A 22,108-nucleotide genomic window follows, 5' to 3' on the forward strand; every position below is an offset into this window, starting at 1 on the left:
GTGGGGGCGAGTATCAGAGTAGCAGGAACGGCACTCAAGAAGGCGTTGGCGAAGATGGAGAACCAGACAACAACGAGAACAAAGAGATACTTGTTGAAGGAGAAAATCTTGAAGAAATTCGCCAGCGCTTCCATAGCTCCTATTTTCTCCAGGGAATACGAGATGACGAAGAGCCCCACATAGAAAAACAGCGAGTCCCAATCTACACCTTCAGATACCTTCTCGAAATCCCTCCCAAGCAAGAGAAGTAGAGTACAAGCAGCGATGAGAGCGATCAGGGAGAGTTCCAGTTCCACAAGAGAATGAAGGCCAAACATGACAAGCGTTGCGAGAAAGACAATCAAAGATTTTTTGAGAACCACAGGATCCGTTATTGATTTCCTCGGATCGACGTTCATGAGGTTTTTCAACTTCTCTCTTGCCTTTTCATCAATGTGTGTGTGTCTTTTGAACAGGAAGAAAACGATCACAAAGATAAGAATCGCAACGGGCCCCATGTTCTTCAAAAAATCGTTGAAACTCAAACCACTGATCGATCCGAGCACGATGTTCAGAGGGCTACCAATGAGTGTGGACATCCCACCAATATTGTCAATGAATATCGCGAAAAGGAAAAAAGGAACAGGATTCACTTCCATCGTGTCGAGGATCAAAAAGAGCACAGGTGAAAGGAGGATGATGGTGATCAGATTGTCGAGAAAAGCGGATGTCAAAGCAGTGAGTATCATGAGAAAAGCGAACAAAAGCCAGAATCTTCCCCTCGAGACCTTTATGGCGGAGATGGCAAGGTACTCGAAGAATCCTGTTCCTTTCAATATGTGAACAATGATCATCATACCGAACAACAGGCCTAGTGTGTTGAAGTCGACCACTTCTCCTATGTTTCGAAGCTCAAGCCCCTCCACAACGCGGATGGACATGAGGACGAGTGCTATAAGAAGGGTCACAACGGATTTGGCGATCTTCCCGAATATGATGAAGTAATAGGCGAGAACGGCAAACATTAAAACGAGAAGTGCCTCGTTCATCCTCTTCGCCTCCTTGACATGGGATTATTCTAACATCTGATTTTTTAAAGAAATTATTCAAAACGGTGAATTTCCTAACAAAGATGATAGAATAGAGTCCAAAGGAGTGATAAAGCATGAGGATTCAAGGGAAAATCATAAAAATGTTTGTTAGCATACATTGCCATCATTGCATTGGCCCGGCGGTTTCTCCACCGGGAGTTTGATGGTGAGAAATCGTACGGGCCACGTCGGAAAGACGTGGCCTTTTTGTTTATTCTGAGGAGGTGACCTTCTTGGATTTCGAAAAGGTGGTTTCCTTCTACAGGAGAGCTTCAGGATTTGGTTACGCACCTTTTTTTTCTCCGGCTTTTGAAAGATCGGAAGGCGTGTCCGATGGGGACGACTTCTTCCTCGATAGAAGAGGAAATCTTTATCGTGTGCGGAGTGATTTCACAAAGACCGTTCTGACTCACAGAAAAAAGCGATCATCTACTTCCAAATTGAAGGTGTGGTACGCGGATTTCGTTTACAGGTACTTTGGAGAAGAAATGGTGGCAGAATATCAGCTTGGGCTTGAAAACATTCCAAGGGAGTCTTTCAACGATACTCTTGAGGTGCTCGAGATCATCACCGAAAGCACGTTGGAAATGTTCGCCGGTCCGTTGATAGTGGAAATAGGCCACACGAAGGTGTACGAAGATCTGTTGAGATCTGTTCCGAAAGATCTCCACGAGAAGGTGTTGAATCTGATCGACACGAAGAACCTGGCGGAGATAGAGTTTCTTTCTCGAATAAAAGGGATCGATCTTTCCCGAATAGAAAAGATCATAAAAGACAGCATATACAGACGATCTCCCGATAATCTGGAGGAGATGAATCTCCCTTCTCCTGTGAAGGAGGAACTTCTCGCTGTTTCTTCTTTCCTTCAACAAAGATTTCCAAACATCTCCGTTGAAGTAGACCTTACTCTGGCGAGGACCGTGGAAGAATACAGCGGTGTGATCTTCACCGTTTACGACATTTCATCCTCCAAGCTTGTGGCGGCAGGCGGGGAGTACTCGATAAACGGAGAAAAGGGCGTTGGGGGATCCATCTTTCTGGAGGGGAAAACATGCTGAAGCTCGCTGTTCCCAAAGGGAGGCTCGAAGAAAAGGTGATGAAGTTCCTCAGGAAGGCAGGATACACCTTTGAAAAAGAATCCTCCATTCTTCGAGAGGGGAAGGACATAACCTGCTTCTTGGTGAGACCGTTCGATGTACCGACCTATCTCGTGCACGGTGTTGCAGACGTGGGATTCTGCGGAACGGACGTTCTCCTCGAGAAAGAAACGAATCTCATACAACCGTTCTTCATTCCAGCGAATGTGAGCAGAATGGTGCTGGCCGGTCCAAGGGGAAAGGGAATTCCGAAAGGAGAAAAGAAGATAGCCACCAAATTTCCCAACGTCACCAGAAGGTACTGCGAATCGAAGGGTTGGCACTGCAAGATCATAGCGCTGAAGGGTTCCGTGGAACTCGCACCCATCGCGGGGCTTTCCGATCTCATCGTTGACATCACCGAAACGGGGAGAACCTTGCGGGAGAACAATCTGGAAGTTCTGGATGAAATATTCGTCATAAGAACTCACGTTGTGGTGAACCCCGTCAGCTACAGAACGAAAAGGAAGGAAGTGATCTCCTTTCTGGAGAGACTTCAGGAGGTGATGAAGAATGATACTTATGAAAAATCCCAGTGATGAGGACGTGCTGAAACTTCTCGAGAGAAGAATGAGAACCGCCTCGAAAGTAGAGGAAATCGTCAAAGAAATCGTCAGGAGAGTGAGAGATGAGGGGGATGTAGCCCTCGAAGAGTATTTGAAACGCTTTGAAAAATACCCGCTGAGTGTGAAGGAGCTCCTTGTCTCAGAGGAAGAAATAGCAGAGGCGAATGTAGAAGAGGATTTCATCGAGACTATAAGAGTTGTGATAGAAGATCTGAAGGAATTCCATCGAAGACAAAAGGAAAGCTCTTTTTTCTTCACAACCAATGGTGGAAGTTTTCTCGGAGAGATGGTGGTTCCACTCGAGAGTGTTGGAATATACGTTCCTGGAGGAAAGGTCCCGTACTTTTCCACCCTCCTCATGTGTGCTGTTCCCGCCATCGTAGCAGGAGTAGAAAGAATCGTCGTCACCACCCCGCCCGATGAGAACGGGAAAGTTTCTCCCTACATCCTGAAGACTTGTGAGATGCTTGGTTTGAGAGAGATCTACAAGATGGGAGGAGCCCACGCGATTGCGGCTCTCTCTTACGGAACGGAAACGGTGAAACCGGTCGACAAAATCGTGGGTCCAGGTGGGGTTTTTGTCATGTTCGCGAAGAAGCTCGTTTACGGAGACGTGGGAATCGATTCCATAGCGGGACCGAGTGAAATTACGATAATCGCCGATGAAAGCTCCCCTCTGGACTTCGTGGCGGCAGATTTTCTATCCCAGGCAGAACACGACGAAAATGCGATGAGCATGGTCATAACGACTTCGAAAGAGGTCTTCGAAAAACTTCCAGAGGTCATAGAAGAGCATCTTCAATCTCTTCCTGAAGAGAGAAGAAAGACCGCCGAGATCTCCACGAACAACTTCGGAGCCATCATACTCGCTGAGAATTTGAAGAGGGCTTTTGAGATCTCCAATCTAATAGCTCCCGAGCACCTGGAAATCCTTGTAGAAAACCCATTTGAGACTCTTGGCTATATAAAAAACGCGGGATCTGTCTTCCTTGGAAAGTACACCTGCGAATCTGTGGGAGACTACGGTGCGGGGCCGAATCACGTTCTACCCACGTTCAGATCTGCCAGGTTCTCCTCGGGGCTCAGGGTCTCAGACTTCACGAAGAAAATCTTCGTCACCCACTTCTCCGAGAAAGATTTCAGAAAGAAAGGAAAGCTGTATTCCAGAATGGCACGCTGGGAAGGTTTTGAAGCACACGCCAGGGCCGTGGATGTGAGGAGGGGGAGGCTGTGAATCCCATTGATCTGATCATAAGGAGGGCTTACCCGTACGAAACAGAAAAGAGAGACAAGATTTACCTTGCTCTGAACGAAAACCCATTTCCCTTCCCAGAAGAACTCACAGAGGAAGTCTTCAGAAGACTCGACAGCGGCAAGATGAGGATCTACTACGACTCTCCCGACAGCGAACTCATCGAGAAGATTCTCGCATACCTTGGAGCTGGCTTTCTGACAGAGGAGAACGTTTCCATTGGAAACGGCGCGGATGAGATCATATACGTCATGATGCTCATGTTCGAGCGCGTGGTCTTCTTCCCTCCCACCTACAGTTGCTACAAGATTTTCGCCAGGGCTTTGGGGAAAAATTTCTTGGAGGTTCATCTCACAAAGGACCTGAAAATCCCGAAGGTGAAAGTGGGGGAAGGTGATGTTGTTTTTATCCCGAATCCAAACAATCCAACGGGTCACGTTTTTGAAAAAAGCGAGATCGAGAAGATCTTGAAAACAGGTGCCTTCGTTGCTCTTGACGAGGCATATCACGAGTTTTACGGAGAAAGTTATCTGGATCTATTGAAGGAATACGAAAACATCGCGATAATACGGACATTTTCAAAGGCTTTTTCCCTTGCTGCTCAGAGAATCGGATACGTCATCTCTTCCGGAAGATTCATCGATGCCTTCAACAGAGTGAGGCTTCCCTTCAATGTCAGCTACGTTTCCCAGACCTTCGCCAAGATAGCCCTGGAGCACATCGATGTTTTCAAAGAGCGGATAGAATTCATCGTCTCGGAAAGGGAGAGAATGAAAAAAGCGTTGAGAGAGCTGAACTACTCCATTACAGACTCTCGCGGGAATTTCGTCTTCATCTTCATGGGCGAGGAAAAACGAGACAGGCTGATGAAACAGCTTCGAAAAAAAAGCGTGGCGATTCGCAGCTTCAGAGAAGGTGTTAGAATCACTATCGGAAGAAGGGAAGAAAACGAAACCATTTTGAGGGAACTGGAGGTGTTCAAATGACGATAGAGAGAGTGGAAAACGGCATCATCGTTCAGAGGAACACAAACGAGATAGAAATCTCCATAACACTCGATACTGTGAACAGAAAACTGGAAGGAAGCACGGGAGTGAACTTCTTCGATCATCTCCTGAACACCTTCTGCCACTACTCGGGATTGGGACTGAGAGTGAGCACCTGTGAAAGCAAAGACGGTATCCTTCATCATCTGATAGAGGACTTCGGGATCTCACTGGGGCAGGCGTTCAGGGAACTCTTCGATTACACGAAGGTGAGAAGATTCGGTGAAGCCACCGTTCCTATGAACGAGGCTCTGATCGGGTGTTACGTGGATCTCTCCGGAAGGCCGTGCTTCCAGAAAAACTTCGAGTTCTCTGTGGAGAAGATAGAAGACATGCCGGTGGAGGGCTTCGAAGAGTTCATGAACGGTTTTGTCAACCACGCAAGAATCACCGTACATTTCTTCAAGTTCTTTGGAAAGAACGATCACCACATCTCTGAATCCGCCATGAAGTCTTTTGGTCTTGCCATTGCCCATGCACTGGAAAAATCAGACACCAGGACCACCAAGGGTGTGATAGATTGAAGGTCGGTATAGTATCCGTTGGTCCTGGAAACATCATGAACCTCTACCGTGGAGTGAAGAGAGCATCAGAACACTTCAAAGAAGTGTCGATAGAATTGGTAAAGAGTGCCCAGAAGGATTTATACGATCTTCTTTTTATTCCTGGTGTGGGTCATTTTGCCGAAGGAATGAAGAGGCTGGAAGAGAGTGGTCTGATCGATTTCATAAAAGCGCACGTGAAAAGTGAAAAATACGTCGTCGGCGTCTGTCTTGGAATGCAGCTTTTGTTCGAAGAAAGCGAAGAAGCTCCAAAAGTGAAGGGGCTCTCCCTGATAGACGGAAGCGTCGTGAAGTTGAAGAGCAGGAGATTCCCCCACATGGGATGGAACGAGGTGATCTTCAAGGACACCTTTCCAAGCGGGTATTATTACTTTGTTCACACATACAGGGTCGTGTGTGAAGAAGAGTATATTCTGGGAACAACAGAGTACGATGGGGAACTGTTCCCTTCTGCTGCGAGAAAGGGGAAGATTCTTGGTTTCCAGTTCCATCCGGAGAAGAGCTCAAAGATAGGGAAAAAACTGCTCGAGAAGGTGATCGAGTGCTCGTTATCCCGGCCATAGATCTATACAGAAGAAAGGTTGTGAGGATGGTTAAAGGAAAAAAAGAAAACACGATATTCTACGAAAAGGATCCGTTTGACCTGGTAAAAAGGCTTGTCGAAGAAGGATTCACACTCATCCACGTGGTGGATCTTTCGAAGGCCATAGAGTGCAGCGACGAAAACCTTCCAGTCCTAGAAAAGCTCTCTTCTTACGCTAATCACATTCAAATCGGTGGTGGAATAAGGACACTGGAGTACGCAAAAAAGCTTCACAAGATGGGATTCAAAAGGCAGATCGTGAGTTCTAAAGTGCTGGAGGATCCTTCTTTTTTGAAGAGTTTGAAAGAGATCGGGGTGGATCCTGTGTTCAGTTTAGATACAAGAAATGGGAAAGTCGCGTACAGAGGTTGGCTGGACGAAAAAGACGTGGATCCCATCACTCTCGTGAACGAGTTGGAAAAGTATGGTCTTGAAGAGGTTGTTCACACAGAAATAGAAAAAGACGGCACCCTCGAAGAACACGATTTTTCCTTAACAAAAAAGATCATCTTTGAAACCGGGACAAGGGTGATCGCAGCGGGTGGTATCTCCTCCGAAAACTCTCTGAAGAGGGCACTGGAGGTTCACAGAGAAACAGGAGGTCTTCTGAAGGGTGTGATCGTGGGGAGAGCGTTTTTGGAAGGAACACTCACAGTTGAGGTGATGAAAAGATATGCTCGCCAGGAGAATAATAGCGTGTCTCGATGTGAAGGACGGGCGTGTGGTGAAGGGTACGAACTTTGAAAATCTCAGAGACAGCGGAGATCCCGTTGAACTTGGAAAACTCTACTCGAAGATCGGCATAGACGAGCTTGTTTTTCTGGACATCACCGCATCTGTTGAAAAGAGAAAAACGATGCTCGAGCTGGTTGAAAGTGTGGCTGAGCAAGTAGACATACCCTTCACCGTGGGTGGAGGAATACACGATTTCGAGACGGCAGCTGAGCTCATTCTTCGAGGGGCAGATAAAGTGAGTATAAACACTGCCGCGGTGGAAAAGCCGGGTCTCATCACGAAGATCGCTGATACCTTTGGAAGTCAGGCGGTTGTTGTGGCAATCGATGCGAAGAGGGTGAACGGGAGGTTCGTGGTCTTCACTTATTCGGGAAAGAAGAACACCGGTATTCTCCTCTCGGATTGGGTTCGCGAGGTCGAAGAAAGAGGAGCAGGTGAGATTCTCCTCACAAGCATTGACCGGGACGGAACGAAAATGGGGTACGATGTGGAGATGATAAGGTTCGTAAGACCGCTGACAAACCTTCCCATCATCGCCTCCGGCGGTGCGGGGAAGATGGAACATTTTCTTGAAGCGTTTCGAGCCGGTGCGGATGCGGCTCTTGCTGCCTCCGTCTTCCACTTTCAGGAGATCAACGTAGTGGAATTGAAGAAGTTTCTAAAAGATCACGGTGTGAACGTGAGATTGGAGGGAATGTGATGGAACTTTACCCTGTGGTGGTGCAGGAGAGAACGACCGGCGAGGTTTTGATGCTGGCTTACGCGAACAAAGAAGCACTGGAACTCACAAAGAAAACAGGATACGCTCACTTTTTCTCCAGAGAAAGGCAAAAGATCTGGAAAAAGGGAGAAACCTCAGGGAACACCATGAAAGTTGTGGAGATTAGAAGAGATTGTGATGACGATGCGTACCTTTACATCGTAGATTTTCCAGAAGAGAAAGTGGCGTGTCACACAGGAAACAGATCCTGCTTCTTCAAAGTGGAGCATAAGTTTGAAGAGACAGGCTCTCCTACCTTCTGGCTGGATCTCTATAGGCTGGTGAGGAAAAGAAAAGAAGAGATGCCAGAGGGATCTTACACGGCAAAACTCTTCAGAGAAGGAAAGGGAAAGATCGCGAAGAAGTTCGGTGAAGAGGCTGTCGAGGTGATCACGGGCTACCTTCAAAACAACAGAGAAAACCTCGTCTGGGAGATAGCAGACATGATATATCACCTTACTGTCCTCATGGTTGAAGCGGAGATCACAGTTCAAGATGTGATGAAAGAGCTCGAAAAGAGAAGAAAATGATCAGTTGAATTCCTCAGGAGGATCGGAAAGACCGAACTCGTGCAAAATCGCCTTCACGATCCTCTTGGAGGCTCTTCCATCACCGAACGGGTTCACCGCTTTCGCCATCTGTTGATACGCCCCTTCATCGGTGAGAAGCCTTTTTACGATTCCGAAGATCTTCTTCTCCTCTACACCACCGAGAACAGCAACTCCCGCCTCTATGGCTTCGGGTCTTTCTGTCTCTTTTCGCAGCACAACGACCGGCTTTCCAAGAGCTGGGGCTTCCTCCTGTATTCCTCCAGAATCCGTCATGATGAGATAGCATCTTGCCATCAGATTGTGCATGTCTATCACGTTTACAGGATCGATCAGTATCACTCTTTCCGTACCTTCAAGGATCGGAAACACGATCTCCCTCACTGCGGGATTCATATGGACAGGATAGATCACCTTCACATCTTCGAACTCTTCGACAATTCTCTTCACTGCTCTGCAGATGTTAACGAGGGGCTTTCCTATGTTCTCCCTTCTGTGTGAAGTGAGAAGGATGTACCTTCCGCTGGAAAAATCAACGCTTCTCAAAACTGGATCTTCAAACCTGTAATCCTCCTTCACGGTATATTTCAGTGCGTCGATTACCGTGTTTCCTGTCACGTAGATCTTTCCCATGGTGTTTTCTCTCAAAAGATTTTCTTTGTTCCTCTTTGTAGGAGCGAAGTGGAGTGTGGAAAGAACGCTGGTGAGTCTTCTGTTTATCTCCTCCGGGAAAGGGGAGTACCTGTTGCTCGTTCTCAAACCCGCTTCGACGTGACCAACCGGTATTTTTCGGTAGAAAGCCGCAAGTGCTCCAACAAACGTGGTTGTGGTGTCTCCCTGGACCAGCACGATATCAGGTTTCACTTTCCCGATCAGGTCGTAGAGTTTCGAAAGGGCGTTCACGGTTATATCAGAAAGAGTCTGCCTTTCTTTCATGATGTTCAGGTCGAAATCCGGTTCTATTCCGAAAACCTCGAGTACCTGATCGAGCATCTCTCTGTGCTGGGCCGTGACACAGACGATGTTTTCCACACTTGTTTCTTCTTCGAGCCTTTTCACCAGTGGAGCCATCTTTATTGCCTCGGGTCTTGTGCCGAAGATACTGAGAACTCTGATCATGCCTTGCACCTCCTGTTAAAATTGTACACGAGGAGGTGAAACGATGAAAGTACTGATTCTTGCGGGGGGATCCGGTGAAAGATTTTGGCCGTTTTCCACTCCGGAAACTCCGAAGCAATTCCTCAAACTCTTCGGTGACAAAAGTCTCATAAGATGGACTTTCGAGCGTGTTTTAGAGAAGATAGATCCAAAAGATATGATCGTTGTAACTTACAAAAACTACGTTGAAAGAACAAAAGAAGAACTTCCAGAACTTCCACCAGAGAATATCGTCGCAGAGCCGCTGAAGAAGAACACCGCACCTGCATGTTTCGTTGGTACGAAACTCGCTGAAGACGACGAACCCGTTCTGGTCCTGCCGGCAGATCACAGAATACCAGACGTGGACAAATTTTGGCGGACCGTCGAAAAGGCGCTGAACGCTCTGGAGAAATACGGCGGACTGTTCACCTTCGGGATATTGCCCACAAGACCGGAGACGGGATACGGGTACATAGAGATAGGACCTGAGCTGGAAGAAGGCGTTCACGAAGTTTCCAAATTCAAAGAGAAGCCTGATCTGGAGACGGCAAAGAAGTTTGTTGAGAGCGGAAGGTATCTCTGGAACAGTGGAATGTTCCTCTGGAAGGCAAAAGAGTTCATCGAAGAAGTAAAGATGTGTGAGCCTGCCATCTACGAACATCTCAACAGTGTGGATCCAAGAGATTTTGAAGCGATGAAGGAAGCCTACGAGAAAGTGCCATCGATTAGCGTGGACTACGCGGTCATGGAAAGGTCGAAGAAAGTTCGTGTTGTGAAGGCAAATTTCGAATGGTCCGACGTGGGGAACTGGTCTTCAGTAAGAGAAATTGAAGGTTGCACAGAAGAGTCAAAAAACGTGATTCTGGTGGACAGTACACGTGTTTTTGTGAAACCCCATGACAAACCAATAGCTGTGGTCGGTCTTTCAGACGTCATTGTGATAGATTCACCAAATGGTATTCTGGTGTGTAAAGAAGAAAGTTCTCAAAGAGTCAGGGATGTGGTTAAAAAGCTCAAATCTTCAGAGTCTTCCTGAAGATAAGAAGAATGAGCAACGAAATAACCATTGGAACCAACCCAAAGATACTGTAAGCATTCAATAATCCCAGCTTTTCAGAAAGAAGTCCCCCTAATGAAGATCCTAAGAAAGGTCCTATTCCCATAGCAATCCAGAAATATTTCTGTGCCCTTATCCTTGCAGCACCAAAACTTTGAATGAGAGACATCATTGAGTAATAGATCACTATATACGTCCATCCCTGGAGTAACTGGACCAGCAAGAGCATAGTGGGGGAGTCTACCATAGCAACCAGTAAGTTTCTGAGACCCACAACAAAAATACCAGAAGAAAGTATAAACACGACGCCGAGTTTTTTCACAATGGTATCTGCCCATAACAAAAACGGTGTTTCTGTGATAGCCATCATAGAAAATGCTATGCTTGCGAGGGAGATGTCATATTCTCTTTTTTCCATAAGAACTGGTAGGAAAACAAAATTAAAATTGTTAGCGGCTATTCCAAAGATCACAATTGGCAAAAGTAACCAGAAGAACAACGGCAATGGTTTCTTGCTTCTGACCCTTTCATCTTCATTGAGTTCTACTTCTTTTACTCCTTTTGCAACCAGAAACGTCAGAAACATTAGAAGTGAAAAAGTTAGAAAAATGGTTACAAATCCGATTCTAATCAAACCACTCATCAAAAGGGCGGCGAATGAAAAACCAAATGTACCAAATAATCTGATTCTGCCGTAATTCAAATTCAAATTATTGGCAATGTCAACGATGGCAGATTCTGCAAGGGGGGTGGTTGCAGAAAAAAAGAACGCGAAGGCTATCATGAATAAAAATTTAGCTATGAAACTCTCAAATAGGAACAATCCCCAAATAAGTATTCCTGCGAACAAAACAACCTTTTTTAACCAATTTATTCTTCCAATATTAGATGCTATCTCAAAATTCAAATGATGTGCGTACAACGAAGAAATTGGCAAAACGGACATCAAAAGCCCTATCTGTGATTCTGTAAGACCTTCACTTGCAAGAAATTGACTCAAAAGAGAGTAGGTTGCCATCGTTCCATAAACGAAAAACTCCAAGGCCATTAGATGTAGCTTCACGAAGATACCCCCTGATATGAGATGTGCAGAAAAATTCTAACACAAATAGTTCGTTTTTAGTACTTTTCGTTTCGGTTTAGAATATGTTGAAACCAGCAGAAGGATATGATAAAATAAATCTGGACTAATAAGGTAGAAAAAGGAGGTGAACCAATGCAGCATCTGAAAATAAAAATCTACACAACTCCTACATGTCCTTACTGTAGAAAGGCAAAAGAATACTTCAGATCTCTGGGACTGAAATTCAAAGAAGTCGATGTATCGAAAAACCCAAGAGAAGCTGAACTCATGGTAAAAAAGACCGGTCAAATGGGAGTTCCTGTGATTGAAATTGGGAACAAGATTGTTATAGGGTTTGACAAGGCAAAAATCGACAGGCTCTTAGGTATTTCCTGAGCACACTGAATCAATAAAAACGGGGGATTCCCCCGTTTTTTATGTGCGCTTTCGAGATCCCTGTATAAAACAAAGTCGTTATCTTAAAAGAAAAGTAAGTTCGTTCTTGCCAGGTCTGATTCTTACGGTAAAATGTTATCAAGAAATTTCAGAAACAACTTTAAAAAGGTTCTTGACGGATCAAAATCGTTTGTGGTATAACGTATTCTAGAAACCAGAAACGAGGGGGATACCCCCTCATTGTTTTTTTAATAAGCCCCTTTTCATCACTCTGAACATAACCTTCGCTTCTTCTGAGATCTTCTTTATGTCTCTTTTCAGTGAATCAGGTCTCCCCTGATATATCTTGAGAATGTAGCCTTCTTCGAATCCTTTAGAAAAACACCATAAGAGCTTGAATGCCATATCTTCAGTAACTTCGTCAGCGAGTTCCAAATTTTTCAGCTTTTTTCTGATAAAATCAAAGAAAATTCTTTGCGCGGCTTCAAGATATCTGAGAATTCTTCCCTGTAAATCCCGATCTACACTAACGAGTGTTATCAAAAAGTTGAACACTTCTGGATGTTCCGCACTGTATGTTATCTTCTTCTCCATCCACTTTTCCATAAATACAAAGATATCTTCGTCTTCGTGTTTTTGCATGAACTCTTCGAATTCCTTTCGTAATTTTTCCGAGACGAAGACATAAGTCTGATAGTACAGCTCCTTTTTTGTTCTGAAATAATGAAAAATCAACCCTTTTGCCACACCAGCTTTCTTTGCAATTTCGTCCGTTGTAGCATTCCTGAATCCTTTTTCTCCAAACACTTCCACAGCAGCTTTCAATATGAGCTCTTTCTTTGACAAAACAGTCCCTCCTTTATTACGTGAGAATATCTTTTCTGGAAAACACAAAAGGAGACAGAATTGCGAACACGAGATTCACCACAATGAAGTATAGAGCAAAGAACTCTGGAAGGCCATGTTTCACCACAAAAGAAGGGTCCGCGTATGAAAATGGTGTGAAATATTTCAGAAATTCTGCAGAATCAGCGAGCTTGGAAATCATGTTCAGAATGTAAAGTACAAAAACCATACCAAGCCCTAAAGACAGAGCATTGTCTGATTTCAATGTTCCCACAAAGAAGGAGATGTTCATCAGGGTGATGTGAAGAACGATCTGACTGAATGAAAACACCAGAAACCTGTCCAGTTCTATCGGGCCAGAACTGTAGATATTTGAGAAAATGTACAAACTAAAGAAAAGAAGTGCGTCGAACATTAGAACATGTGTCAGGGAGGAAAGAAGTTTTGAAAAGATGACCTCAGCACGTGTAACAGGCCTGGAAAGTAAAAACTCCATGGTTTTTTCTGTCTCTTCTTTTGAGATACTTCTCACCCCAACAAGGGACACAAACACCCCTCCAACCAGTGTGATATAAATGCTGGAAACCATGGCAAGATAATTCAGAATGTTGGAAAAATCCATGTCTTCTAAACCAAAGAGTTCCACGAAAGCCTTTGGCATCACTTTCATCCATCTTGTTATGAATTCGGTTTCTTTTGCCATACTTGGGTAGAAAGCGGCATACATAAATTGGAGGAGAATCAGAACGATAGTCCAGGCAAGCGTGTTTTTTAAATACCTTTTTAGATCCCATCTATAGATGTTCATTTTTCTCCCTCCCTGTAGTAAGAGATGAAAACTTCTTCAAGTGAAGGATCACTTATCCACAGATCTTCGGGTTTCACTTCGTTCAAGATCTGTAGAAGTTTCCCTGTAGTTCCAAAGTATAAAAACTCGATCGATCCGTTTTCTTCATTCAAATTCCTTACCTCCGGTAAATCTTTAAGGATAGAAAAGCTCTTTCCCCTGAGGCGTACGATCTTGTATTTTTCTTTCTTTAAATTCTCTACGCTCTCTATTTTTATTATTCTCCCTTCTTTTATCATTGCAACTCTGTCACATAATCGTTCCACTTCACTGAGGATATGGGAAGAGAAAAATATGGTGGTCCCTCTTTTTTTCTCTTCTCTCAGGATTTCAAAAAAGATATTTTGAACAAGTGGATCGAGTCCATTTGTCGGTTCGTCGAGAACGAGAAGTTTCGGCTTGTGCATAAGAACTTGCACGATCGCTACTTTCTTTTTGTTTCCCATTGAAAGCTCTTTGATCCTTTTTTTTACATCCAGATTGAGTATCTTACAGAGCTTCTTTGCATATCCCTTGTCGACGTCTCTATAAAATCTAGAAGAATACTCAAGGAGCTCTTCAACAGTTACCTCAGGATAAAAATTCACCTCTCCCGGTATATACCCGATGGATCTCTTGAGATTCTTTCCTTCTTTAAACACATCCTTTCCAAAAATCCTGACTCTGCCATCAGTTGGAAAGATGAGTCCAAGGAGGAGTCTTATGGTGGTGGTTTTTCCCGCGCCATTCGGTCCTATGAAACCAAATATTTCTCCTTCCTCCACAGAAAACGTCACACGCTCAATTCCCCTGTTTTTCCCGTAGTATTTGGTGAGATTTTCAGCCTCTATTACCGGCATAAACCCACCCTCCTTGACTGACTGGTCAATTACATTGTATCATATATTGACCAATGGGTCAATTTTTGTTCGAGATCTCTCCACTCTTAAACACAGCTCCGAGCGTGCGGTTATATAACGTGAATCCTACCTTCTACACCAACATCCTTTGGGAACTCACCGTTCCCAGACGTCTTGATTTTGCTAACTGCGAAAAAGAAGTATCTTTATCTACCACTCTGGAATCTGCAAAGAGAGAGTATAAACTCAAGGCCGAACTTAATTTCTATCCCATGATGCTTCCACAGTAGTCGATGAAAAGCCATATGTTGGGTTCTGCAGGGGCTGTCAGAGGATATGTCTTTCTGGGGCGATAAACTGTTCCGCGAAGGTGAAGAGTAATGAGTAGCCCTCTTGATATGTGCCTGTCAAGAAACATGCCCGTTGTTTCAGAAGATGAGTATTTTTAAAGCCCTGAACACCTCGAGAAGAGAAAAGTAGCGGATATTGCTGCAACACACCCACAGCTGTGCTCGATGATGTAAGTACGTCTCTAGAAGAGTTCCTGAAAGGCTCGGATGCAGAGAAACTCTACGCAGCTGGATATAACTTCGCGACGCAAAGAAAGGAGACTGTCTTCGAAGTGGCAGGTTTTTACAGACCAAAGCAAGAAGGTTTTAACATAAAGAGAGTGATACTAGTAAAACAAAAATTGTGGGTACATCCTGACCTCTGTGGAAGGTGTTATCACAATATCTTTTGGAGTGTAGATATAAACTGACCAGAAATACTCTTTGCCAGAGACTTTTATCATTGGAAGAGAGAAGAATGTCTTCGTTCCATCTTCCGTTGTTCCTTCAATTGTCAACGCGTAAACATTTTCAACGAAATCAGGCTTGTCGGCCAGACTCCAAGGAATAGCCCTGTTACTCAGCTCGCTCACAGAGACCACACTGTAGCTGGTGAGTGTAGCAGGTACTGTGAAATCATAGAGCAGTATTTCTCCACTGGAAAGGACCATATCTACAACTTCTGAGTCAGTTGCATCACTCTCTGGAACGTAGATGACCTCTCTCAAAAGATCGTAACTATCAGGATTGGTTTCTATGACGTTCATAGCTTGATCTATTAGCTCCTGTGCCTTCTGTTTGATCCCTTCTTGCACGAAGATACCTACAACTCCCGTACATCCAGCAAGGACTATCAAGAAAGCTACAACAGTGAACAACAAGCCTCTTCGCATAGAAAACACCTCCCCTGGTGGTTTAATCGATTATAACACATCTTTTGTTTTTTGTTATCAAAAGAGTAGAATACAGTTACTCATATCCGAGGAGGGATTTTTATGTGTAAAATGATCATTCTGGCTTTTCTCCTTCTCTCCTGTTGTCTGCCTGCCTACAAAATTGAAATTGAAGATTTCGAACTTTGGGATCGTGACGGACTGGTGAACACCATTTGGTGTGCAGTTAGCGTTAAAGATGGAGGTATTTTTGTAAGAAACTTGAAATTGAAGGATTTCGAGCTGATCGAGACTGCATACGGCAAAGATGGGGAATTTCTCGCCTCAAAGAAGGTGCGTTTCGACAACTTTTACTATCAGTTCAACGGAGATGGGTTCTGGGAAAAATCTGTGAATTCTGATAAACTCGATATCGTCTTTCTGATAGACAAAACAGGTTCGATGGAAGACCACGTGGAATCTATCAAAAGACAGCTCGGCAGTTTCCTGGATAGACTCATGGAGATGGGAACGGACTTCAGGATGGTGATTGCCGAATATGGTGTGGAAGACGAACCCGAGTGGCCAAGTGGAGCAGAAGTGGACATTTTTTATGATTCTGTTATGTTCGAGGAGATAAATAGGGAAATAGAAGAAATAAATACAGGAGGAGAAGGATGGGATCTAACGTGGGCGTACGATGCCTTTCTCTGGACTTTGAACTTGGATTGGCGTGAAAGCGCTAGAAAGATCGTGGTGATCATCACTGATGTTTATGTGGATTCCGTTTATGGCCCAAACTGGTACTACACTTCAGGTTGCAACACCTCAATGCATGCTGTAGATCTTGCGTTGAAGGAAAACGAAATCTACCTCTACTACTGTCAGCCTTTGGAGGAGAACATGGCGAAAACAGAACTTCTCGAGAGCTACTCTCCACAGGTGAATCCAAAAATCAAAGAATCGAATTTCGATTCCCTGGCAAAGGGAAATGATTACGTTAAGAGATTATCCTGGCCTTTCGATCAAAGTGAGATCCCGTTGGAACGAGCGCCAACAATCGACTCAAAATACTACTTTGCTTGGCTCAGCGATTGGAGTGAGCACGATTTTGTGAGCAGAGTAGAGGTCGAAGCCAGGCTGGTTGGGACCGAAGACTCTTCATACTTCGCTTACTATCCAATTGAAAACCCTGATGGAACGAAAGCGGACATCTCATCTGGGGAGATCAGCTTTGTGGTGAGGGATGAGTCTGGCTTCAGCATGCTTGGAAACGACAACGTGTGTGTTTACTTTTACAAGGTGATGGGAAACACCAGCAGAATGGATACCGTTGGAGCAATGTATCAAATCTCCGATAAGAACGGGAAGATAGACATCGGAAAGAGAAAGCCCGGGAGGTACTACTATATCCTGTACGCTAGCGGTCAACCCATTGATGCTTACCATCAACTTCGATTCACTTCCAGAGGGTGGGTCGAGATAGGATTAACAAAGGCAACTCCAACGGAAATTATTGCCTATACCTGGGGAAATAAAGCTGAGATTTACAAGGCGTACGGCCTTTTAAAGGAACTGGAAGGCCTTGAGATCACGAGCGAAAGTATAAAACACTACACTCGAAAAGCCAATGAGTGGCTTTCATCTCTGAGAAAGGATGGTGTCACGCTTGTGGAAATGGAGGCACTCAAGAGATTCAATACGGGACTCGCTGCGATCGTGAACTGTGCAGGATACGCCTGTGTGGTTCAGGAGAAGGCGAGTAATGACACTGTGAAAATAGTCCAGAAGGTGTCGGACATGATCAGAAGGACAGAAGATGTCGTCAACAAGCTGGAGTCTGCAAAGCACATTATAATGAAGACGGTGAACACTTTCATTGACATAATAACGGGAAACTGGAGCGGTGCGGCGATGAATTTAACGATAGAAGAAGTGGTAAATCGTCTCGTCACTTACGTTAGAGACGACCTTCTGGACGATATCATGGGTCTGGTGGAGAAGAGGCTAGAGGAGGTGATAAGAAATCCGGAAGTGGTACTCGACTTTTTCAAAACACGTGTGAGGGAATGGATCAGAGAAAAACTTCCTCCTGATCAAATCGCTGAAAGTGCGTATAATTTCATTAGCAAAGAGCTGGTCTACAACAGATTCACTTCTCATATTGAAGAGCAGTTGGAAATGCTCCTCTCGTACTCGAAAGAGTTGGTGGAAAAAAACCGCAGCAGGTACTGGTATTTTGATGATCGCTCACGACTTATGAGAAAAAGTTTTGAAGAGATGCGACATGATCTTATGTCAGATCTGTTCGAGATCTCCTATGAGACCCTTTCCAGGCAGAACTCCGTGGATGACTGGGCAGATGCTCTTCAAGTATTCGAAAACACGATTCCTCTAATAGTGGAATTCCTGGAACTTTTTGAGGTTCGCTATCCAGAACTTTCCGATGTGAAAGAAGCTTTAAAAACTCTCGGAGACGCCCTTGACACGATCGGTGCGATGACACAGACTTACGAAATGGCACTGAAAATCGATCATCTAACAACACTCACTGAGAAAGCTCAAAAGATAGCAAGTAAAGTGTACAGATACAAGTGATTTCTCACTTTTCTAGAACGCCTTTTATCTAGTTATATTCACTCGAACATCTGCTCCCAAACAATACTCCCCAGCTGATTTCTCAGTTTGTGACGATATCGATTCTGAAAACCACTTCCTGAGGCGGCATTTGCTTCACCTGATTGGGAACCACCTTCGCGCTGATAGATTACCACAAGACTGGTTTGACCCACTCGGGAACAGGATATTCCTTTGGGAGAAGAAGTGAGAGATCTGCCTGGGCAAAACCAATGGCTGTTATCACAAGGAACATCAAAGTGCTGCACGGTTTCACACTATTCTCCCCTGGTTTTATTGTGCAGCCATGAAATCAGTCTCAAAGCGAGAATTACAATCAAAGACGCTGTCATACCAGATATGGCTCCGTTCATGTCGATGATCACATCGTAAAGAGAAGAGCCTCTGTTTCTAAAGCTCTGGTTGTACTCGTCTAAAACGGCGATCACTGTGGGAAGAGAAATCCCCAGCAAAACAGAGAACACGTACCTCTTAGAGTAAAGCCACCCGAGACAGAAAAAGAGTGCGCCTAGAACAAGGTAAAGTCCAAAGTGCGCAGATTTTCTTACAAGGTCTTCTCCCGTTGGATTTTTGTTTGGAAACCACCATCTTATGAGAAACGCTCTTAAACCTTTGTACCACTCTGTTTGTGTGATATCCAGAATGTTGTCCAGCTTTTTGAGAAATCTGTAAACAGCGCCGGACTGCTCCGCAGAGATGTTGGAAGGCTGCGAAGAAAAATAGAAAACCAGACCTATCCAAGACAGCGTCAGTATCAAAACCGCCAGGGCCTTCTTCATTATTCAATCACCTCGGGGAAAATCTTACCACCGATTTCTGTTCCGGCCACATAAATGTTAAAATATTGTTGCACTCACAAACTACTGCAAAGGGGTGTCAAAATGAGGTTTCCATGTTGTACAACCGTGAAAAGATCTCTTCCCGTTTTTCTTGAAGGCGGAAGCGAAGGTGTTCTTTTCATCCACGGATACACAGGATCTCCCCATGACTTCGAGTACATGGCAAAAGAAGTGAACAAGGCGGGTTTTACTGTTTCTGTCCCGAGACTTCCAGGTCACGGAACGTGTGGTGAGGACTTTCTCCTGTCAACCGCAAGGGACTGGTTGAGACGAGCTTTCGATGCTTACTATGATCTGAGCGCGATATGCGAGAGGGTGCACGTTGTGGGTCTTTCGATGGGAGGTGTGATCGCACTGATTTTGGCTTCTCAGATGAATCCCCCAAAACTGGTCACCCTTGCTGCTGCAACACATGTTTTCGACAGAGGAATTGTCTTTACACCATTCTTCAAACTTTTTACAAAAAAACTACCAGCTGAAAGCACGGAAAAGTATGAAGACCCAGACATCGAATACCTGAGAAAGGAATACTGGTCTTACAACTGGCCAAAACAGGCAGCAGAACTTTACAAACTCATGAAACTCGCAAGAAAGAGTGTATCGAAAATTACCTCTGACACACTCGTTGTAGCGGCCAGAAACGACAATGTGGTTCCCATGAAAGCGGCGGAGTTCATCTACAACAACATCAGGTCAGAAAAAAGAAAACTTCTTATCTTTGAAAAGTCCGGCCACGTTCTGAGTAACGACATGGAAAAAGAAGATGTCACAAAAGCAGTCATAGATTGGTTGAAAGAGGAATGAAAATGATGGTGATTTTCATCCTCATTCTCATGGTCCTTCTCAACGCGGACCAGATGGTGATGTCTCCCAACATCGGAGCGATAGAGCATGAATTTGGCATAACAGATGTCCAGATAGGCTTTGTTGCATCCTCCTCTACAGCTCTTGGAGCTGCTCTGAAAGTCTCTGCTTATTTCTGGCTGATCTGTGCCGTTTTGTTGCTGATTCTGGTATTTTATTTCTCAAAAGATGTAGAAAAGCTCCAGAGGGCTATGATGAAACTTGCCAGAGTCTCTTCAGCATCGAAAAGCTCTCAACAGCTGTGAGCAAGGCAAAAAGATGTTGAAAGCTCACAAAAACTGCTATTATAAAGACATGAACACCTGTGAGTTCGGTATCACCGTGGGCAAGTCCAGAAAGGTTGGCATAGATCTGGGCCAGAACAAAGTTAGCGAGTGCGAGAAGGACATAAGAGAGTATTTTCCTGTAGTTTTCATTGTAAAGCGCGCTCATTACAATCATTCCAGTGGCTCCAGCCAGGGTGAACAGAATCAGTTCCATCGGCATCAGAAAGTCGTAGAGAAACAACCCACGCGTCAAAAGCGCCACCAGGGAAAGAAAAACGGGAGCAGCGATTGGAATCAATGTTAAGACACAAAAAATTATCAAAAACGTTTTCTTCAGGATGTTTCTCATATTTCCCCTCCTTCCTTGTCTTTAATAAAAGCAAAGCGAGGGGGAGTTCTATGCCATCGAAGGTCATCATAGCTGGACTACTTTATTCTACTATCTTTGGATTTTCTTTCCTATTCACAAAGAACGCACTTGATCATGTATCCCCCTTGACCTTTCTTTCTCTTCGCTTTCTTGTGGCGTTTTTCAGCTATCTTCTTCTGATGGTCCTTAGACTAGTAAAACTCCAGAGGAAACCTTACTGGAAGCTTTGGAAACTTGTTTTGTTCCAGCCCGTACTTTACTTTCTGTTTGAAGCCTACGGTGTTCAGAAGATAAACTCCTCGGAAGCTGGTATGATCATTGCCCTGATTCCGGTTGTTGTGAACATGCTTGCGATCTTCCTTCTGAAAGAAAAAGGCGATCTGCTTCACTATTTCCTGGTTGGTCTAGGTTTTCTTGGAGTTTCTTTGATCGTTGGATTCAACATCACCCCTGGAAGCGCTTCTGGGAAGATCTTTATGTTACTCGCTGTTCTTTCCGGAGCGATGTACAGCATCCTTTCAAGGAAGTTTTCAAAGGGGTTCACACCAGGTGAGATCACCTTCTTCATGATGATGACCGGAGCAATCTTCTTTACAGCATTCAGCATTGTAGCCGGAAATTTCAAGCCCGTTTTTAACCTTCACGTGATAACAGGCGCGCTGTACCTTGGGGTGCTCTCTTCCACGTTGGCTTTTTTTCTTCTCAACTACGCTATTAAAAGGGTTTCTCCCATCGTTACCACCCTCTTTTCCAACTTCACCACTGTGGTCTCTGTAGTGGCAGGGGTTGTGTTCAGAGGTGAAAGAGTGGGGATCCAGCAAATAGTGGGAATGGTACTGATAATTGCTTCTATACTTACATCGGCAATTCGTAAGAAAAAAAATTTCACCTGATGATAGAACGCTTACAAAAGAGGCAAAAACAAAGATAGGATTTTAGGGTTGCTCTTGAAATCTAAGTTAAATGAAACAATCATCTAAGTTCAATCGAGACTACTTTCCGTCAATTTGAAAAGGAAAGTGACTGGCAAATTTGAACAGAGAATAGGCACTTGTCCAACAGAATTTGTGAACTCTTCTTATCGTGAGCTTCCGCACCCCAGAAGTAACTTCCGGTACCGGAGGTAAAGAAAGAGGATTTGTCCAACAGGGAAAAGAAACTCGAAGAGCTCGAAAGACTCATCGTTCACCCTTTTTCTTTTGAGCAATTCGTGAATCTCCCTGCAGAGAAGCGGGTGAAATGATCAATTCGACCTTAGCGAACGATACCTGTTCGTTTTGAAGCAGATTGCAAAGGGAATAGACACCTGGTCAGCTTTGAAGAACATCCTCCATGCGAAGGGTGATTTTATCAATGACACCCTCTTTACCCCCCTCCTTAAAACCCTGGAGAAAATGTCTTTTGTGGTTCAGAAAAACTATCCAAAGTCCAAATGTTCATTAGCCTTCATCCTCATCAGCATCGGAAAGTAAAGTTTGGTAACA

General features: G+C 44.4%; 26 protein-coding genes. 16 read left to right on the forward strand and 10 right to left on the reverse strand.

Going from position 1 to position 22,108, the window contains the following annotated elements; genetic code table 11:
• The coding region (locus J7K79_RS02910) for an SLC13 family permease (protein ID WP_296904997.1) at positions 1-1,028 on the reverse strand (1,028 nt) is incomplete at its 3' end.
• A 266-nt stretch (positions 1,029-1,294) separates the two neighbouring features.
• On the opposite strand from J7K79_RS02910, the gene J7K79_RS02915 reads away from it, so the two are divergent.
• Genes J7K79_RS02915 through hisIE form a run of 9 tightly spaced genes read left to right on the forward strand, consistent with a single transcriptional unit; the run spans position 1,295 to position 8,241 of the window.
• Positions 1,295-2,128 carry an ATP phosphoribosyltransferase regulatory subunit gene (locus J7K79_RS02915; protein ID WP_296904999.1) on the forward strand — a complete coding sequence of 278 codons (834 nt, stop codon included), beginning with the start codon at positions 1,295-1,297 and terminating at the stop codon, positions 2,126-2,128.
• On the forward strand, positions 2,122-2,745 hold the full coding sequence (gene hisG / locus J7K79_RS02920) for an ATP phosphoribosyltransferase (protein ID WP_296905001.1): 624 nt from the start codon (positions 2,122-2,124) through the stop codon (positions 2,743-2,745). Before J7K79_RS02915 ends, hisG begins: the two co-directional genes overlap by 7 nt.
• Positions 2,720-4,006, forward strand: coding sequence for a histidinol dehydrogenase (hisD, locus tag J7K79_RS02925; protein WP_296905003.1), 1,287 nt, complete (start codon positions 2,720-2,722; stop codon positions 4,004-4,006). Before hisG ends, hisD begins: the two co-directional genes overlap by 26 nt.
• A complete protein-coding gene (gene hisC / locus J7K79_RS02930; RefSeq protein ID WP_296905005.1) occupies positions 4,003-5,010 on the forward strand; it encodes a histidinol-phosphate transaminase in 1,008 nt (335 codons plus the stop codon). Before hisD ends, hisC begins: the two co-directional genes overlap by 4 nt.
• A complete protein-coding gene (locus J7K79_RS02935; protein WP_296905006.1) occupies positions 5,007-5,594 on the forward strand; it encodes an imidazoleglycerol-phosphate dehydratase in 588 nt (195 codons plus the stop codon). Before hisC ends, J7K79_RS02935 begins: the two co-directional genes overlap by 4 nt.
• Positions 5,591-6,196, forward strand: coding sequence for an imidazole glycerol phosphate synthase subunit HisH (hisH, locus tag J7K79_RS02940; RefSeq protein ID WP_296905008.1), 606 nt, complete (start codon positions 5,591-5,593; stop codon positions 6,194-6,196). The genes J7K79_RS02935 and hisH overlap by 4 nt, the downstream gene beginning before the upstream one ends.
• Entirely contained in the window at positions 6,175-6,960 is a 786-nt protein-coding gene (gene hisA / locus J7K79_RS02945) for a 1-(5-phosphoribosyl)-5-((5-phosphoribosylamino)methylideneamino)imidazole-4-carboxamide isomerase (protein ID WP_296905010.1), read from the forward strand. Before hisH ends, hisA begins: the two co-directional genes overlap by 22 nt.
• A complete protein-coding gene (hisF, locus tag J7K79_RS02950; RefSeq protein WP_366932579.1) occupies positions 6,890-7,651 on the forward strand; it encodes an imidazole glycerol phosphate synthase subunit HisF in 762 nt (253 codons plus the stop codon). The genes hisA and hisF overlap by 71 nt, the downstream gene beginning before the upstream one ends.
• On the forward strand, positions 7,651-8,241 hold the full coding sequence (hisIE, locus tag J7K79_RS02955) for a bifunctional phosphoribosyl-AMP cyclohydrolase/phosphoribosyl-ATP diphosphatase HisIE (protein WP_296905014.1): 591 nt from the start codon (positions 7,651-7,653) through the stop codon (positions 8,239-8,241). Before hisF ends, hisIE begins: the two co-directional genes overlap by 1 nt.
• Here the strand turns inward: hisIE and wecB are convergent, their stop codons facing one another.
• Positions 8,242-9,378 carry a non-hydrolyzing UDP-N-acetylglucosamine 2-epimerase gene (gene wecB, locus J7K79_RS02960; protein WP_296905017.1) on the reverse strand — a complete coding sequence of 379 codons (1,137 nt, stop codon included), beginning with the start codon at positions 9,376-9,378 and terminating at the stop codon, positions 8,242-8,244. It lies immediately after the preceding gene.
• A gap of 43 nt (positions 9,379-9,421) precedes the next feature.
• Between wecB and J7K79_RS02965 the strand changes: the two genes are divergently transcribed.
• Positions 9,422-10,435 (forward strand): mannose-1-phosphate guanylyltransferase, encoded by a 1,014-nt coding sequence (locus J7K79_RS02965; RefSeq protein ID WP_296905019.1) that lies wholly within the window; start codon positions 9,422-9,424, stop codon positions 10,433-10,435.
• Here J7K79_RS02965 and J7K79_RS02970 read toward each other — a convergent pair.
• Positions 10,413-11,519, reverse strand: coding sequence for an MFS transporter (locus J7K79_RS02970; RefSeq protein ID WP_296905021.1), 1,107 nt, complete (start codon positions 11,517-11,519; stop codon positions 10,413-10,415). The genes J7K79_RS02965 and J7K79_RS02970 overlap by 23 nt on opposite strands.
• 153 nt (positions 11,520-11,672) lie before the next feature.
• Between J7K79_RS02970 and J7K79_RS02975 the strand changes: the two genes are divergently transcribed.
• A complete protein-coding gene (locus tag J7K79_RS02975) occupies positions 11,673-11,915 on the forward strand; it encodes a glutaredoxin family protein (protein WP_296905024.1) in 243 nt (80 codons plus the stop codon).
• 237 nt (positions 11,916-12,152) lie between these two features.
• On the opposite strand, the gene J7K79_RS02980 is transcribed toward J7K79_RS02975, so the two are convergent.
• The 4 genes from J7K79_RS02980 to J7K79_RS02995 all read right to left on the reverse strand — a co-directional run bounded on the left by J7K79_RS02980 (position 12,153) and on the right by J7K79_RS02995 (position 15,669).
• The gene (locus J7K79_RS02980) at positions 12,153-12,761 is read right to left on the reverse strand and encodes a TetR/AcrR family transcriptional regulator (RefSeq protein ID WP_296905026.1); all 609 of its coding nucleotides are present in this window, start codon (positions 12,759-12,761) and stop codon (positions 12,153-12,155) included.
• Between the two features lie 16 nt (positions 12,762-12,777).
• Positions 12,778-13,569, reverse strand: a complete 792-nt coding sequence (locus tag J7K79_RS02985) for an ABC transporter permease subunit (RefSeq protein ID WP_296905028.1) — start codon at positions 13,567-13,569, stop codon at positions 12,778-12,780.
• A complete protein-coding gene (locus J7K79_RS02990; protein WP_296905030.1) occupies positions 13,566-14,447 on the reverse strand; it encodes an ABC transporter ATP-binding protein in 882 nt (293 codons plus the stop codon). Before J7K79_RS02990 ends, J7K79_RS02985 begins: the two co-directional genes overlap by 4 nt.
• Positions 14,448-15,123: 676 nt before the next feature.
• Entirely contained in the window at positions 15,124-15,669 is a 546-nt protein-coding gene (locus tag J7K79_RS02995; protein ID WP_296905032.1) for a hypothetical protein, read from the reverse strand.
• Positions 15,670-15,771: 102 nt separating this feature from the next.
• Here J7K79_RS02995 and J7K79_RS03000 point away from each other — a divergent pair, with 102 nt between their 5' ends.
• Positions 15,772-18,246, forward strand: coding sequence for a VWA domain-containing protein (locus tag J7K79_RS03000; protein WP_296905034.1), 2,475 nt, complete (start codon positions 15,772-15,774; stop codon positions 18,244-18,246).
• A 169-nt stretch (positions 18,247-18,415) separates the two neighbouring features.
• Here the strand turns inward: J7K79_RS03000 and J7K79_RS03005 are convergent, their stop codons facing one another.
• Both J7K79_RS03005 and J7K79_RS03010 read right to left on the reverse strand, forming a co-directional pair.
• On the reverse strand, positions 18,416-18,541 hold the full coding sequence (locus tag J7K79_RS03005; protein WP_296905036.1) for a hypothetical protein: 126 nt from the start codon (positions 18,539-18,541) through the stop codon (positions 18,416-18,418).
• A gap of 1 nt (position 18,542) precedes the next feature.
• On the reverse strand, positions 18,543-19,064 hold the full coding sequence (locus J7K79_RS03010; protein ID WP_296905038.1) for a VanZ family protein: 522 nt from the start codon (positions 19,062-19,064) through the stop codon (positions 18,543-18,545).
• A 102-nt stretch (positions 19,065-19,166) separates the two neighbouring features.
• Here J7K79_RS03010 and J7K79_RS03015 point away from each other — a divergent pair, with 102 nt between their 5' ends.
• Positions 19,167-19,928 (forward strand): carboxylesterase, encoded by a 762-nt coding sequence (locus J7K79_RS03015; protein WP_296905040.1) that lies wholly within the window; start codon positions 19,167-19,169, stop codon positions 19,926-19,928.
• A gap of 2 nt (positions 19,929-19,930) precedes the next feature.
• Positions 19,931-20,233 (forward strand): hypothetical protein, encoded by a 303-nt coding sequence (locus J7K79_RS03020; protein WP_296905043.1) that lies wholly within the window; start codon positions 19,931-19,933, stop codon positions 20,231-20,233.
• Here J7K79_RS03020 and J7K79_RS03025 read toward each other — a convergent pair.
• A complete protein-coding gene (locus J7K79_RS03025) occupies positions 20,178-20,603 on the reverse strand; it encodes a hypothetical protein (RefSeq protein WP_296905044.1) in 426 nt (141 codons plus the stop codon). The two genes, J7K79_RS03020 and J7K79_RS03025, sit on opposite strands and share 56 nt — an antisense overlap.
• A gap of 50 nt (positions 20,604-20,653) precedes the next feature.
• Between J7K79_RS03025 and J7K79_RS03030 the strand changes: the two genes are divergently transcribed.
• Complete coding sequence (locus J7K79_RS03030; protein WP_296905046.1) at positions 20,654-21,517, forward strand: DMT family transporter; 864 nt, start codon at positions 20,654-20,656, stop codon at positions 21,515-21,517.
• Positions 21,518-21,892: 375 nt separating this feature from the next.
• On the forward strand, positions 21,893-22,096 hold the full coding sequence (locus tag J7K79_RS09450) for a hypothetical protein (protein ID WP_366932580.1): 204 nt from the start codon (positions 21,893-21,895) through the stop codon (positions 22,094-22,096).
• Positions 22,097-22,108: the final 12 nt, after the last annotated feature.

This window comes from Thermotoga sp. (genome assembly GCF_021162145.1).
Classification (GTDB): Bacteria; Thermotogota; Thermotogae; order Thermotogales; family Thermotogaceae; genus Thermotoga.